The sequence below is a fragment of the Hahella sp. KA22 genome, from assembly GCF_004135205.1.
GTDB lineage: Bacteria > Pseudomonadota > Gammaproteobacteria > Pseudomonadales > Oleiphilaceae > Hahella.
Genome location: NZ_CP035490.1, coordinates 5040719 through 5056137 on the forward strand (window position 1 = coordinate 5040719; position 15419 = coordinate 5056137).

Consider the following 15419-nt stretch of genomic DNA (forward strand, 5'->3'; position numbering starts at 1 on the left):
CAAAGCACCTGGTCCCAGATGACGCCCTCACGCCAGCATATGCGGAAACCTATTGCCTTTCGGAGCCTGTCGGAGGAATCAAGCTATGGGGTAAATAATTCATATTTATCCCTCATACCGTCAATTTCACCCTTCACGAGCTTGCGGCTCGCTGTTGAACCCGTAGGGGGGAGTCCTCGGAATAACAGCCATGAAGAAATATTACGCTTGATACAATTAGTCCAACAGACAAATAGCCGACTGCTACTTGTCTAAAAAAGGCGTTCATACGAAGTTCGTTTCTTCCCGCATCAATGCTAATTTGACCACACTCTCACATCGACTTAGATTGAAAGATTGTATGACTGTACTCAAGTGTGTGAAAAATGAACCATACCGCCATCAATTTAAAAGAAAAATTTTCCAAGTTCAGTGAATGCTGGTCCCCGCGGGTAATTGCCGAGATGAACGACTATCAGTTCAAGGTAGTTAAGATTCACGGTGAGTTTGTCTGGCATCGCCATGAGGACACAGACGAGGTGTTTATGGTGATCGAAGGTGAGATGTGTATTGAGTTCCGGGATGGAAAAGTAAAGCTGGAGGCGGGTGAATTGTTCGTCGTACCGGCAGACGTGGAGCATAAGCCTTTCGCTGAAAAAGAGTGCCGGGTCATGCTGATTGAGCCCAAAGGCGTGGCGAATACCGGCGACGCTGGCGGCGAACGAACGGCGGAGGACAATGTCTGGGTTTGACCTGGACTCCCCCCACTTATTCCACTGCAACGCAAACAAAGACTGAAGCGAGCGCCATGATTCAGGACATCACCGCCAAGTTGTACTCAGACATTCCCGTCGACACGCTGTACCACTACACCACGTTCTCTGGCCTGCTGGGCATAGTGGAAAGCGGCAAGCTATGGGCCAGCGATATTCGCTATATGAACGACTCAGCAGAGCTGAAGCACACCGCAGACTTAATTAGCGCCGAAGTGGATCGCCGCATCGCCGACGGCCATCCCAAACCCGGCCTGTTGCACCAGTTCCGGGATTGGATCGCTCATCGCATCACCAACGGACACATGCTGTTTGGCGCCTCGTTTCGCTCCCACGGTAATCTGTTGAGTCAGTGGCGTGGATACAGCTCGATGGGCAAAGGGGTTAGCGTAGGCTTCCCCGCGGCGCATATTCTGGAGTGCGCCACCCAACAATCCTTTCAGGTAGGCAAATGCATTTACAGTCATCAGGAACAAACCACGCTCATTCGCCAGGTAATGGATGTGGTGGAGGCGCTGGCTGAACAGCACGGCGAACACGCCGGCCCCACGCAATTCCCGCCATCGCAGTCCTACCATGGCGTGTTTGCAATGATCGAGTCGGACCTGTTGCGTATCGCCGCCATATTGAAACATCCGTCTTTTCAGGAAGAAGAGGAATGGCGCATCGTCTCCCCCGGCGTGACGGATTACCTGAACTCTCCGGTGAAGTTTCGGGAAGGCGCCTCCATGCTGGTGCCTTATTTCGAGTTCAACCTGACCACTCCCAGCAGCGATAACCACTACCTCGAACACATTTATCTTGGGCCGACGCCCAACATCAACCTGTCCATGAACTCACTCAACATGTTCCTGACCAAACACCGCCTGAGCCCCAAACACGGCATCACCTATTGCCAGATTCCCTATCGGCAGCGGTGATTGGCTGGTCAAACAAACCTCTCAGCAATCACAAGCGCTTTCTCGCGGTTTTTGCGATCAAGTTTGAGTAGCGTTGTCAGGTAGTCCCAGTGTGACTGTTCACGGCAGAGCGTTGGCAGCATTTCCAGCAGGTCTTTCCTGGTCAGCGCTTCGCCATTGTATTGAGGGGCGGATGCGTCAAAGTTGGAGGCTTCGATGTCGTCGAATACGGTCACTTCCAATGGGTCCGCCAGAGTGATGGTAAGTTGGGGTAATCTTTCTTTGCGCAGTTTCGCGGCGACCAGATTCAGGGCGCTGAAGATGATGAACTCATTCATCTCGTCCTGATCGTCGCTAACGTCGTCTTCCTCTTCAAATGGCGTCCAGTCAATCAGCTCGTAGCGGACCATGTCCAATAGTTCGTCGCCGCGGGATCTGTCCTTATCCAGATATTCCGCTGCATTGGACAAGTATCCGCGAACGGACGTGTGCTCGGCGATGGCCTCCCCGCAGGCGAAGTTCAAATACCAGTTCTCCTGTTCTTGTCCTATCGCGATCCAATCGAGCCTGTCAGGTTCGCTCCAGAGGCTTCTCATGTTCTCTTTGACGGGAAGCGCGTTGGCGAAAGCGTCGTCGTATAACGCGTACATGGCGTCGAGGATATCTTCGTAGGTTTTCACACTCGTCTCTCTGTTGCGTTGCTGGAAAACGGTATTCATAACAAACGCAGAGCGACTATCCAAGGGAATATCATTCAAGCCATGGCGAAGGCCTGAGAAAAGCCGGCGTAAAATACGCCGGCCCGGTGTGGAGGGAAACTAGTCAGATTGCGTCACGGGTAGCTCGTGAGGATCAAAATGGTCGACTTGAATGGCGTCGTCCACCGCTTCCTCTGCTTCGCGATAGCGCTCCGCCTCGTCCGTGGTGAGAATTTTCTTGTTCACCGCGGCCTCTAACATGGCGTATAGATCGTCATCCGGAATATCTCCGGCTTTAATCGCCTTCTTGATACGCTTCTCCAGGCTGGCCACGCCAACTTTTTTCAGGAAGGCGTTTTCGATTCGGCCTACCGGATCATCTGGACGAGTGTTGCGGTAGACACCGTCCACCAACCTGTCTCGGGCTTCAGAGGGGTGCAGCAACATCTCCGCAATCTCACGGCAAATAGCGTCGTCGGCGCGCTCGTAATGGCGCCCCAAAGGAAACACCAGCGGTCTCAGCAGCACGCCCAGCGCCTTCACCGGATAGTTGCGCAGCACTTCATGCAACGCATTCTGAATTTCATATTGGCAGTAGCGCATCGCCCAGTGCATCAGCGGGGCGTCTGATTTAGGACAGCCATCATCATGAAAACGCTTCAAGACACTTGAACCCAGATAGAGATAGCTTAAACAGTCGCCCAGTCGCCCTGAAATCATCTCGCGCCGCTTCAGTTCTCCGCCCAGGGAAGCCAGCGTCACGTCGCTGACCAGACCAAACGCCGCCGCCAGACGCGTCATATCACGGAAATAGGGTCTGGTTTCCCTCGCCGATTCTGGCGCTGACGCAACCGTGCTCCCCGTCAAAGCCAATACCAGCGATCGCGCCGTGAGCTGCAAGTTGCGCCGCACATGCTTGAAGAAAAGATGATCGAACTCGTCCAATGCTTTTTCTTTGTTCGGATTCTGCGCCGCTTCCATTTCCTGCAACAGATAAGGGTGCGCGCGAATGGCCCCCTGCCCGAAGATCATCAGACTGCGAGTCAGGATATTGGCGCCTTCCACCGTGATGCTGATAGGAATCGCCTGGTATACCCGCGCGATGTAGTTGCGCGGCCCTTTGATAACGCCCCGTCCGGCGTGCACATCCATCGCCGCGCCGACCACAGCGCGCATTTTTTCAGTGTTGTGATATTTCAAGATGGCCGAAGGCACCGCAGGTTTTTCGTGATTATCCAGCAACCCCGCCGTCATCACTCTGGCGCTATCCATTAGATAGGTCAGCCCGCCAATTCGCGCCAAGGCTTCCTGCACGCCCTCGAAGTACCCGACCGGCAGGTTGAACTGCTCACGAATACGGGCATAGGCGCCGCTGGTGAGACTGGACAGTTTGCCCGCCCCGGCGCTCAACGCCGGCAACGAAATAGCGCGTCCCACGGAGAGACAGTTCATCAACATCGCCCAGCCTTTACCGATGTATTTCTCGCCGCCGATCAAAAAGTCCATGGGAATAAAGACATCTTCGCCCCAAGTTGGCCCATTCATAAACACAGTGTTCAGGGGCAAATGGCGCGCGCCGGTTTTTACGCCCGGAGTACTGGTGGGAATCAGGGCGCAGGAGACGCCCCGCTCGACTTCATCGCCAATCAGATGGTCCGGGTCATAGACTTTAAACGCCAGCCCCAACACAGTCGCCACCGGCGCCAGGGTGATGTATCGCTTATTCCAGGTCAGACGCAGACCAATGACTTCCTTACCTTCCCACTCGCCTTTGCAGACAATGCCTTTATCAGTGATAGCGCCGGCGTCTGAACCCGCCTTGGGCGCCGTCAGCGCAAAGCAGGGAATTTCTTCGCCTTTGGCAAGACGGGGCAAGTAGTAATCCTTCTGCTCCTCCGTACCGTAATGCAGCAGCAGCTCGCCCGGCCCCAGCGAGTTGGGCACCATGACTGTCACAGCGCCAGTGATGCTGCGGGTGGCGACTTTCATCACCGCAGTGGAATGCGCCAGCGCGGACAGCTCCAGTCCGCCATACTTTTTCGGAATGATCATCCCAAAGAAGCCATTTTCCTTGATGAATTTCCAGGTCGCCGGGCTCAGGTCATAGCGTTGGTGCGTAATTTCCCAGTCGTTGAGCATTTCGCACAATTGCTCCACCGGTCCGTCGATAAAGGCTTTGTCTTCTTTGGTCAGGGTGGGTTTGCTCATCGCGAGCAGCTTGTTCCAGTCAGGCATGCCAGTGAACAAATCACCGTCCCAACTGACTGTACCCGCCTCGATGGCTTCTTTCTCGGTATCGGAAATGCCCGGCAGCGTCTTGCCCACCCAGGCGAGAATCGGCGCGGTGACGTACCGCCGTCGTATCGAAGAGGAGTTAAGCAGCACCGCCGCCGCGATAAACAGCCCCCAGACGACCAACAAACCGGCGAAACCGGGATCGGTGAACGAGAAAGCCAGAGCGGCGATAGTGAAAAGGACTGTCCAGGACAACGCGCCAGCGCCGAAATAAGCCAACGCCAACGCCGCCAGTAACAGAAGCAAAACGGTCATGTTCTCCTCCTTGGGGTTTTGCGAACTCAACCAAGGACTGAACGCCGGCGGGATGGGTTATATATCCGCCATGGGAACGATGTTTATGCCGTTCACAGCGCGTTCAACCGCGTCCTCTAATCTGGAAATAATCCGGAAATTCATTTAAAAACCTGCACTTCCGAATAAATCCTATGTATTAATTACCGTAACACGTAATACTCGGGAGATAATGTTTTAACTATCAATATTTCCTTACAGATAGGTAATATACGCGGAATTTTCATGGATAGAACCCGAGATTGAATAAATATAAAACATTGTGGAAATTGCGAGGTCACCATGCAGTCTTTGACTGGATACAAGGTTGGCGGTGACGGCCAGCCTATATTGCTCCTGCACAGCTCAATGAGCTCCAAAACTCAATGGAAAATGCTCACCAGCCAACTGCAGGAAAACTACCGCACCCTGGCGGTGGATCTATGGGGGTACGGCGAAGCTCCCTATCCGGCCGAGCTGGCGGAGCGCTTCTGCTTGCAGGACGAAGTGGATCGCGTCCTCGCCGTGTTGGAACAAGAGCAGCAGGACAGCGCCCCACTACATGTAGTCGGTCACTCTTATGGGGCCGCCACGGCGTTGCGGTTTGCGACGCAATACCCCGAACGCATTCTCAGCCTGACCATCTACGAGCCGGTCGCGTTTCATCTGCTATCGCCCGAGGAGCCGGCATTTCTGGAGATTGTGGAAGTCGTAAAAGGGTTGGAGCGGACCCTCGCGCAAAACGACGATATGTCGGCGACTCAGCAGTTTATTGATTACTGGTCCGGCCCGGGCGCATTCAAACGCTACCCCTCAGATATTCGTAACGCGCTAAGCGGACAGATCAGAAAAGTGGCGCTGGACTTCAAGGCGCTAATAGAAGAGCCCACCCGACTGCAGGATTACGCCAGCTTTCCATTCAACACCTACCTGATGGCGGGCGAGAAGAGCCCGCTGTCATCCCGGCGCATCAGTGAACGCCTGAAGGAAAGTCTGCCCAACCTTGAATTCAAGCAGACGCCCTGGGGTCATATGGCGCCGATTACTCATGTGGCGGAAATCAACGATCTGATTCTGGCGCGGTTCCAGAATTAGGCAGTTATAGACTTGAGCTTGTTTGACTGAAACAAAAAATCCCCGCATTCGCGGGGATTTTTCTAGCTTGGGTAAGCCAGTAGAGGCTTATTGACCTGCGCTGGTGATAATCCAACGCTGGTTATCTGCGCCAACCCAGTCCCACTGACGCAGCCTTGCGCCATTGTAGGTACCGCCCGCAGCGTCTACGTCCAGCGCTTTGCCGCTGTGAACCGCGATCAGACGATAAGTTCCGTCGCTGTTCTTGAACGCCTGCCACTTTTGGTTGTTGGAGCTGTTACAGGTCCATTGACCGGCATAGGCGCCGTTGTATTGGCTCGCGCCGAACAAGTCCAGACACTTGCCGCTGTTCACGGATTTGATCTGATGAACGCCGTTACCCAGGTGAATAAACTGCCAGCGCTGATTGTTGCCGCCGTGACAGCTCCATTGAATGACGGATGCGCCATCGCGACGATCGCCGCCGTAGACGTCCGCGCACTTGCCGGAGTTTTTGGCTTTCATGGTGTAAATATTGGAAGCGCCATTGTTGTTGTCGCCGCCGTTATTATTGTCCCCACCATTGTTATCGCCGCCGTCGGGGTTGCCGCCGCCGACTTTTGTAGGCATGAAGCCCGCCATTTCGCTGCGCACGTTGTTGATAGCGCGTGCTGCGTCCGCTTCGTTGGAGGCGCCCGCCGCAACACCACAAGGCAAACCGTTGCATTGCAGGTTGGGGTTAGAGAATTTGGCGATTTTAGGAGCGTTGAACAACCACTCGTAAGTCATGATCGTGGCGAATACGCCATCAACGCCATGCCCCAGGCCATAACGATAACGCGACCCACTCTGGTCGCCCTGACGGCGGGAGTGGTTCAGCCCCATGGTGTGGCCGAGTTCGTGCGCCAACGTAGTGGGTCCGCAGCTTGGTCCTACCACGCCGTATGACCAGTTGCGGTCGACAGCGACATAAGCCACGCCGCAGGAGCCGGTGCGATGCAACTGAGTCACATAGTCCGCGCCCACTTCCTGACGCTTCTGATTTACCCAGGAATCCACTCTCAGGTTGCCCAACACTTCCGTCATGTTAGAGCCAGTTTCTTCATGGGCGTATGCGCCAACCAGACGCAGTTGCACGTCAATCTGGCTGTTGGCGTACATGTTGTTCACCTGACTGACCCAGTTACGCACAGCGGTGTTTACATCGCCTTTGAAGTAGCTTGAGGTATAAGAATCATACACCACCATCAGATCGACGGTGACGGCTTGGGAAGTGGATGCAGCCGTGGCGAGAACGCCCGCGGCCAGAATTTTTTTGAGGCTGTTTTTCATTTTTTATACCAACTTTCCTGCTCCATTTATGGGAGTTTCCCGATAACGAACTTCGTTATTATCCGGATAGGACTTCCGCAGCGTGGAAAACGGAAAATAGATCACAAACCAGAACTCGACGGAACGTCAACGGCGCAGAAAACCTATCATTTGAGCCTTTTATCCACCATCGCCTAAAGCAGCTAGTACTTAGAGCCTACAAATATCCCAAGCCACTGATTTAAAACAAAATTACCTATATAAACCCAAATAGGCCTATTAATTCTCGCGTTACATAAACGTTATCAAAATCGTTAAATTGAGGAGGCAATCACAAATAATAAGTATTTGCCGTTTTTTTAGACAAAACGAGGCGTCTTACTCCCTGTCGATTGCGATGTTTTAGAGTAAACGCCAACCAAGCACATCGACCTATAATGACTAGTACTGGTTAGTGAAAATAGGAATAAAAGGCGTACTAAACTATGTTCGAATTCTTTAAACGCAAAAGTACAAATAAACAACGGGAGAAAAAGAGCGAAGCCGAGCATGTCGATACCCGCTCTCTTGAACAGCCGGTATGGATCGAAGTAGGCGAAGGTAATCCATTTGACGCGCCTATTTTGGATATTCGCTGCATCACTTTAAAAATTATCGCCACTACCGCCGACAAATCCATCGCGGAAAACTATGTAGCCAGCCGTGCCGACGATGGCAGGCGGTACATTGACCAAGTTATCGAAGGCGGCAAAGAAATTCCTTGTGACATCCACTACCGACATGGCGGAGAACAGCTCGAAGGAATTGTGTCGAAAGCCGAGTCCATGGACGTAAAATGGGATATTTATGCTTTCGGCGAGTGGTTTTATTTCGTAAGGAGCTGGACCTCTGTTCTCATGTACAAGGTCCACTATCAGAACACCGGTTCAGAATTAATACTCGATCGCATTGTGGCGGCGGATACAGATGATCCCAACCTGCTCAGGCAAAACATTCACTCCCTGATAATGACCCACGCCCTAAACAGCCCCTGGCCTTACACTATTCCAGCAAGCTTAAAGTCGGCCAGTGCGAGTGACATCGCCCTCATGTTGTTTTCTCAGTTTGGATGCAAAGCCACTCTTGCGACCTTCGCAAACTCGATGGACATCCAGCTATTAACATGGCAATGATATTGGCATGTTAATCATCAGGCGCATGGACGCGCCTGCGCGGCGTTAAGCCGCGGGAGACAGGGCCTGCAGGCCCTGTCGTTGCAGACAAATAGAAGGAAGCTATTTGTCTGCCTGATTAATAATTGGAAAGTAACTCCCATTTCGAACAATCAGATAAACGCACACTCCATAACGAAAATCCCCCAGCCGCCAGTCAAAGCGCGCCAGGGGATTTCTTCAATAACTGAATATCAAAACGCTTACTTCACGCGCTTCAGATACCAGCGTTGGTTGTCGCCGCCAACCCAGTCCCACTGATGGATAGCCATGCCGCTAGCCGTTGAGACTTCTTTAACATCAAACACTTTGCCGCTCACGCCAGACACCAGACGGAACGTGCCGTCGCCGTTGTCCACTGCTTTCCATTGCTGAGCTGCGCTGCCATTACAGGACCATTGCTGCACCGTGGCGCCGTTGCTTCTACTTGAGTTGGAGACATCCAGACATTTGCCGCTGTGCACGGCTTTAACTTCATAGTACCCATCTTTGATGTGGGTGAAGTTCCAGCGCTGGTTGTTGCCCTGGTGGCAGCTCCACTGGATCACAGGCGTACCCGCTTCCTGCTTGCCGCCGTAGACGTCCGCGCACTTGCCGGAGTGTTTGGCCTGCAGCATGTATACACCGTTATCAACCGGTTGCGCTCCACTCTGACCGCCGCCGCTGCTTTTCTTGACGATAATCGAGGAAGTCGTGTCATTCACGCCGGATAGCGGGAAGCCGGATACATCTGAGGTATAAACGGTTTTTGCGCCGCCGAAGTTATCGTGCTGATACAGTTCCAATACCATGCCGGAAGGCACGCGGGCTGAGGACAGATCATCATTGCGAACGCCGCGGGAGGTCAAGTCGCTCAGGCGATACTGGCCTTCGCCCAACGCCGCGCTGTAACCCGCGTAGTTGTAATGCTGGAATACAGACACTTTGTCGCCGGAAGTGTTGCCGCCGTCGGTTTTGGTCGGCTTGAACGCAGCGATCTCGTTACGCACATTGTTAATCGCCTGAGCCGCATCCGCCTCTTGCGACTGCCCCGCCGGCACGCCGCAGGGAAGACCGTTGCACTGCACTCTCGGGTTGGAGAATTTGGCGACTTTCGGCGCATTGAACAGCCATTCATACGTCATGATGGTGCCAAAAACGCCATCAACGCCATGGCCGAGACCGTAACGATAGCGCGATCCGCTTTGATCGCCCTGACGACGGGAGTGGTTAAGACCCATGGTATGTCCGACTTCGTGGGCCAGTACCTGAGGTCCACAATCTGGACCTGTGACGCTGAACGCCCAATCCTTATGTACAGCGACGTATGCAACGCCGCAGGAACCGGTTTTATGTACTTGCGTAACGTAATCCGCGCCAACTTCCTCGCGCTTCTGGATAACCCAGTTATCCACACGCAGGTTGCCCAGCACTTCTCCCATGCTGGAACCGCTTTCTTCATGAGCGAAAGCGCCAACCAAACGCAGTTGCACGTCTATCTGGCTGTTTTGATACATGGCGTTAACTTGGTCCACCCAGCTACGGATGGCCGTTGCCGGTTCGCCGCCAAAGCGTCCTGCGGAATAGGCGTCGTACACCACCATAATATCCACTGTCACAGCCTGCGCGCCCAGGGGAGCAGCCGCCAGAGTCAAGCAGGACAACCATTTAGACATACTTCCGGTTAATTTCCTTTTCATCGTTATTACTCTCTCTGTCTGTTTTTTTTAGCCAGCCACTGTGCGACCTGGCCTCCTACCCCGGGCGCTAACGCTTATCCTTATTGAGCGATAGGCCCGCCGGTGCTTTGATCCGGAGACGCCGTTCCTTCATCGGCCTTATTCACATCCGCCAGTTCGGGTACTTCAACGTGCAAATCTTCACCTTTGAACAAGGTGCCGCTATTGACGATCCATCCTTTGTCGCCACGGGCCTCAACGACATACAACCCTTCCGGGGTAGTGACGCCGCCATAGGTAAGATTTTCTCCGCGGGTAAAAGAAACCTGATTATCCTGTTCGAAATCCTTCAGATGCCCGTACCAGGTGACATTGCCGTCGCCATGAGACTCCACCCGATCCACCACCATTTGATATGTCGCGTTTTGCGGCAGCACAGGCACTTCCATCTCATCCCCAGGCATCAGGGACTCCAGCTTCATCGGGCTGAAGCGAATAAATTCCCGGCCGTCAAAACGGTCCGCGTCGCTCAATTCGAGCTGGTCGGCGATACTGTCATCACTCTTCCATGCGGAGGGCTCCCACATCGCACGTACGACTTCTTCCTGATCAAAAGCGCGCCCATCGCGGCGAGCTTCAATTTCCGTCATACGAAATTCAATGGAGGGATATTCTTCATTGCTCATGGCGTAATCGGGGAGCTCCGGTTCTGAGTCCTTCGCTGCGCCCGGCGCCGATTTGGAAGCCGCCTGTTGTGAGGATTGAACTGATTGCGCGGGCGACGCTGTAGCGGAATTCTGAGCGCCGGAGGCGGCTTGTTGCTCCTGCGCCGTCGTCGCGCTATCCCCGCCAGGCATAAATTGGTAAGTCACAGCGCATAAACCGCCGATTACCGCGCCCCAAACTAATAGTTGTGTTTTTTTCATGGTCGATTGACTCCTGATCAGTGCGCACAGCCTGTAACCGAAATGACGACGCCTCCCCGTCGGGAGGCTTGCGGTACAGGACCAAAAACCTTTTAAATCAAAAATTTGCGACGTGCGTCACACCCATCTTTATGAAAGCGCTTTCATATTATGATTCAAAGCAGGCAGATGACCAAAGTGAACGGGGGGATGCACTCGGAAATCTGCCGCAAGAACACATAACAACACTCGCGCAGTCGTGATGCCGTCGTTATACGGAAGAACTTATCACTGGTCTGAAAGGATGAATATCACCCAAATAAGCTAGGACTTGTAGGCGACTCTCTTTGGCCTAGACCTTACGAGTGAAAATAGAATGGTGATTTCTGTGAGGATTACAGGCTACCAGGGTGAGCCAAATGACAGGACGCTCCGTCCCCTCTTTCGACCTGAACGGTGCAATGGCCGATACGGAAGCGCTCGTTTAATTGAAGCGCCAACTCCCCGAGAAAGACGTCATCCACAGATTGATTGGGAATAAGTAAATGAACGGTTAGCGCAACTTCCGTGGTGCTCATCGCCCAGATATGAAGATCATGGATATCCGTTACGCCAGCATAGCTGCGCAAGAACGCCTCCACTTCATCAGGATTGATATGAGAAGGCACTGTGTCCATGGCGAGATTAAGCGAATCCCGAAACAGCCCCCAGGTCCCAAACAGGATGATGGCGACAATGAGCAGACTGATCACCGGATCAAGCCACAACCAGCCGGTAAACATAATAATGACTCCCGCCGCCGCCACCCCAAAAGATACGCCGGCATCCGCCGCCATGTGCAGAAATGCGCCTTTGATATTGAGATCGTGCTTTTGACCACTCAGAAACATCAACGCCGTCGCAGTATTGATAACTACGCCAATAAGCGACACGACAATCACAGTCATGCCATCCACCCTTACAGGCTGATTGATTCGGTGGGCGGCCTCCCAGGCGATCGCTCCCAACGCCAGCAGTAGAAGAATCGCGCTTAACAGGGAGGCCAGAATTGTTCCCCGGCGAAATCCGTAAGTGCGTCGGGAGGTCGGCGAACGCGTCGCCAGATAGGAAGCGCCCCAGGCTAGAAGTAAACCCAGCACATCGCTTAAATTGTGCCCAGCGTCAGTGATCAGCGCCAACGAATCGGCGATCAGTCCATAGATCACCTCCACCACGACAAACCCAAGATTCAGCGCCACGCCCCAGGCAAAGGCCTTGTTATAGTTCGAGGAGGCTCCGTGAAAGTGACCATGGTGATGCGCATGACCAGCGTGATGATCATGCTGATGAGAACTTGAGTGCGACATATCCTTTCGCCTTGGCGCTGCGGAGGAACCCCCGCGCCAGTATCATTTCGCAATGGGCTGACAAGTTGACAGCGGCTGAACCGGGATAATGCCATTCGATACAAGCAAATCCAACTACTTACCGTTAATTAGCGCAAGCCGGCGTCTTCAAGAAGAGAGGAGTTCAGTTCTTTTGGAAAGGATGTAAAAAAGCCCCGCATCTTACGATGCAGGGCTTTAATAATATGGCGTCCCCTAGGGGATTCGAACCCCTGTTACCGCCGTGAAAGGGCGGTGTCCTAGGCCTCTAGACGAAGGGGACGGAACACCATCTCGGTGAGATGGCGCGCATTCTATGGAAGCCGCTCACTCATGTCAAACACTAATCTTACTAATGTAGTGTCCATGTGGATGTGAGCAACTTGATAGACAGAGAAGCGAAAGATCCTGTAACGAAAGTAAACTTAACGTATATATAAATGGATGCTAATAGGGACAGAGACTTAGAGAAGAGAAAAACAAGGACTTTTCGAAGAACATAAAAAATCCCCGCATCTTGCGATGCAGGGCTTTTAGAATATGGCGTCCCCTAGGGGATTCGAACCCCTGTTACCGCCGTGAAAGGGCGGTGTCCTAGGCCTCTAGACGAAGGGGACGGAACACCATCTCGGTGAGATGGCGCGCATTCTATGGAAGCCGCCCATACCTGTCAAACACTAATTTCTAATTTTTTCATGAGGGGGGCGATTTCATTTCCCTTTTCGGCCACCCCTCGGCTCTTCTGTGCGAACGGTCTCCCATAGCAGCAAGAGTAGTGGGTAAATTTACGCAGCCGCAGCGGCATTTAGTCTACACTTCAAATAGGTTTCCCTGTTTTGTGACGTACCCGCTTTGGGAGCGATGAATGACCGTTGAGCAGATTCTTCTGGCGCGCCAGCCAATTGTTAACGCAACAAAAGAGATAGTAGGTTACGAGCTGTTGTTTCGCTCAAATGAACAGCCGGCTCAATTCGACGGCAATGCAGCCACCTCTCAAGTTTTGCTCAACGCCTTTACAGAGATATCTATCGGAGAGGTAACCGGCGGCGCAAAAGCATTTGTAAACTTCACAGAAACGCTTTTAATGCAGCCGCCCCCCTTCTCTAAAGAACTCCTGGTTATTGAAATACTGGAGACCATAGAGCTAACTGATGAAATCGTGACGGCGATCATCCGCCTGGGCAAGAACGGCTTCACCCTCGCTCTCGACGACTATGTCCCAGGCACCAAGTACGACGAACTCCTGCCATATGTATCCATCGTTAAGCTTGAATTTCCCGCAATTCCAAAAGACAGGTTAGAGCAGACGGTCACACACCTAAAAGGCCTGAACATCACCCTGCTGGCGGAAAAAGTAGAGACTCATGAAGATTTTGAATACTGTCGTGACTTAGGATGCGACCTGTTTCAGGGATATTTCTTCAGCAAGCCGGAAATCATCACTGGGCGCAAACTGGCGCACAACCGAATGGCGGTGATGGAGTTGATCGCCAAAGTGCAAAACCCCACGCTTTCCATAGACCAGATCATCAAAACCATCACCAGCGACCCTTCTCTTAGCGTAAAGCTGCTGCAGTTGGTCAACTCCGCCGCCTATCGGCGTCCGCGGACGATTGAGTCCATTCATATGGCCGTCATGCTGCTGGGGATCAGCCGCATCAAGTCCTGGGCGACCTTGTTGGCGCTGTCCAACATTGAGGATAAACCTAAAGCGCTGATCACCATCGCATTGATTCGCGCCCGCATGTGCGAGCTTATAGCCCAGTCCATAGAGCCCCAGGCCGCCGACCTTTATTTCACCGTCGGCCTGTTTTCCTGCCTGGAAGCTTTTTTTGACATGCCCATGGAAGAGATACTGAACAAGCTCCCTCTTTCCGAGAGAGTCAGTGACGCCCTGGTAAAAATGAAAGGCAAACCAGGGCTGGCGTTACATACCACCTTGCAGTACGAGCGCTGCAAACTGGACACCATCCATTGGAACCTGCTGGAAAAGATGAATCTCAATAGCGGAGAAATCAGCGCCACCTACCGCCAGGCGATTCTGTGGGCTAACGAACAATCCGCATTTAGAGCCTGACCCAGCCCCCACCCTCTTCACACATGGAAAAATCCTGCTTCGACGCTTACTATGTGCGCTTTGTTTTACAGGATTTCATTAAGCATGTTTGATATCGGCGTCAATTTGACCAATGGCCGCTATAAAGGAAAGTTACAGCAGTTGCTGGACGACAGCCGCGACCGTGGGGTCGAGGGAATGATCGCTATTGGAACCAGCGTTAAAGAAAGCCTCGCCTCTGCAAAGATTGCCGAAGAGCATCCTGGTTATGTCTTCGCCACCGCAGGCGTACACCCTCACGACGCCAAGACTCTAGATCAGGAAGGCCTGAAAACCTTGAAGTCCCTGCTTCAGCAACCTCATGTGGTCGCAGTGGGTGAGATGGGGTTGGATTTCAACCGCAACTTTTCCACTCCCGAAGATCAGGAGTGGGCGTTCACGGCTCAGCTTGAATTGAACCGTGAATTCCAGAAGCCGCTTTATCTCCATGAAAGAGACGCCTACACGCGCCAAATGGAAATACTCAGGGCGCACCGGAATTGCTTCGAGCATGGTGTGACGCATTGTTTCACCGGAACCCGGGAGGCGCTCTTTGGCTATTTAGACCTGGGGTTACACATTGGCGTAACAGGCTGGATATGCGATGAACGCAGAGCGGGCGATCTGGTGAATTTGGTTAAAGAGATTCCCCGCGACAGACTTCTCGTCGAAACGGACAGTCCGTTTCTTATGCCGAGAAGTATTAAACCGCGTCCGCGCAATAACACTAATTTCCCATGGCTTGTGCGAGAAGTGATTCGTATAGTGGCGCTGTATCGCGGCGAGACGGAAGAAGACGTGCGCGAATACACAGCGGAAAACGCCCGCCGCCTGTTCCAAACGGGTTAAGCGGCGGCGAATTGTCCGCTATGCGGTTCCGCGTC

General features: G+C 53.0%; 12 protein-coding genes and 2 tRNA genes. 6 read left to right on the forward strand and 8 right to left on the reverse strand.

Annotated features, from left to right (window positions below; genetic code table 11):
- Nucleotides 1–365 precede the first annotated feature (365 nt).
- On the forward strand, nucleotides 366–731 hold the full coding sequence (locus tag EUZ85_RS22240; protein WP_127972053.1) for a cupin domain-containing protein: 366 nt from the start codon (nucleotides 366–368) through the stop codon (nucleotides 729–731).
- Nucleotides 728–1672 carry a DUF2971 domain-containing protein gene (locus tag EUZ85_RS22245; protein ID WP_241566828.1) on the forward strand — a complete coding sequence of 315 codons (945 nt, stop codon included), beginning with the start codon at nucleotides 728–730 and terminating at the stop codon, nucleotides 1670–1672. The genes EUZ85_RS22240 and EUZ85_RS22245 overlap by 4 nt, the downstream gene beginning before the upstream one ends.
- A gap of 8 nt (nucleotides 1673–1680) precedes the next feature.
- Here EUZ85_RS22245 and EUZ85_RS22250 read toward each other — a convergent pair whose 3' ends face one another.
- Entirely contained in the window at nucleotides 1681–2331 is a 651-nt protein-coding gene (locus tag EUZ85_RS22250; protein WP_127972055.1) for a hypothetical protein, read from the reverse strand.
- 138 nt (nucleotides 2332–2469) lie between these two features.
- Nucleotides 2470–4899, reverse strand: coding sequence for an acyl-CoA dehydrogenase (locus EUZ85_RS22255; protein ID WP_127972056.1), 2430 nt, complete (start codon nucleotides 4897–4899; stop codon nucleotides 2470–2472).
- A gap of 321 nt (nucleotides 4900–5220) precedes the next feature.
- Between EUZ85_RS22255 and EUZ85_RS22260 the strand changes: the two genes are divergently transcribed.
- Nucleotides 5221–6012, forward strand: a complete 792-nt coding sequence (locus EUZ85_RS22260) for an alpha/beta fold hydrolase (RefSeq protein ID WP_127972058.1) — start codon at nucleotides 5221–5223, stop codon at nucleotides 6010–6012.
- An 87-nt stretch (nucleotides 6013–6099) separates the two neighbouring features.
- Here EUZ85_RS22260 and EUZ85_RS22265 read toward each other — a convergent pair whose 3' ends face one another.
- Nucleotides 6100–7323: an RICIN domain-containing protein gene (locus tag EUZ85_RS22265; protein ID WP_127972059.1), complete on the reverse strand. Its 1224-nt coding sequence runs from the start codon at nucleotides 7321–7323 to the stop codon at nucleotides 6100–6102.
- 464 nt (nucleotides 7324–7787) lie between these two features.
- Between EUZ85_RS22265 and EUZ85_RS22270 the strand changes: the two genes are divergently transcribed.
- A complete protein-coding gene (locus tag EUZ85_RS22270) occupies nucleotides 7788–8474 on the forward strand; it encodes a hypothetical protein (RefSeq protein WP_127972061.1) in 687 nt (228 codons plus the stop codon).
- Between the two features lie 242 nt (nucleotides 8475–8716).
- On the opposite strand, the gene EUZ85_RS22275 is transcribed toward EUZ85_RS22270, so the two are convergent.
- The 5 genes from EUZ85_RS22275 to EUZ85_RS22295 form a co-directional block, all read right to left on the reverse strand.
- Nucleotides 8717–10168, reverse strand: a complete 1452-nt coding sequence (locus EUZ85_RS22275; RefSeq protein WP_241566829.1) for an RICIN domain-containing protein — start codon at nucleotides 10166–10168, stop codon at nucleotides 8717–8719.
- 104 nt (nucleotides 10169–10272) lie between these two features.
- On the reverse strand, nucleotides 10273–11097 hold the full coding sequence (locus EUZ85_RS22280; protein ID WP_127972067.1) for a hypothetical protein: 825 nt from the start codon (nucleotides 11095–11097) through the stop codon (nucleotides 10273–10275).
- Between the two features lie 374 nt (nucleotides 11098–11471).
- Nucleotides 11472–12422, reverse strand: coding sequence for a cation diffusion facilitator family transporter (locus tag EUZ85_RS22285; RefSeq protein WP_127972069.1), 951 nt, complete (start codon nucleotides 12420–12422; stop codon nucleotides 11472–11474).
- 225 nt (nucleotides 12423–12647) lie between these two features.
- A tRNA-Glu gene (locus tag EUZ85_RS22290) sits at nucleotides 12648–12723 on the reverse strand.
- Nucleotides 12724–12981: 258 nt separating this feature from the next.
- A tRNA-Glu gene (locus EUZ85_RS22295) sits at nucleotides 12982–13057 on the reverse strand.
- Nucleotides 13058–13305: 248 nt separating this feature from the next.
- On the opposite strand from EUZ85_RS22295, the gene EUZ85_RS22300 reads away from it, so the two are divergent.
- Nucleotides 13306–14517, forward strand: a complete 1212-nt coding sequence (locus EUZ85_RS22300; protein ID WP_127972071.1) for an EAL and HDOD domain-containing protein — start codon at nucleotides 13306–13308, stop codon at nucleotides 14515–14517.
- Nucleotides 14518–14601: 84 nt separating this feature from the next.
- Nucleotides 14602–15384: a TatD family hydrolase gene (locus EUZ85_RS22305; protein ID WP_127972073.1), complete on the forward strand. Its 783-nt coding sequence runs from the start codon at nucleotides 14602–14604 to the stop codon at nucleotides 15382–15384.
- Nucleotides 15385–15419 lie beyond the last annotated feature (35 nt).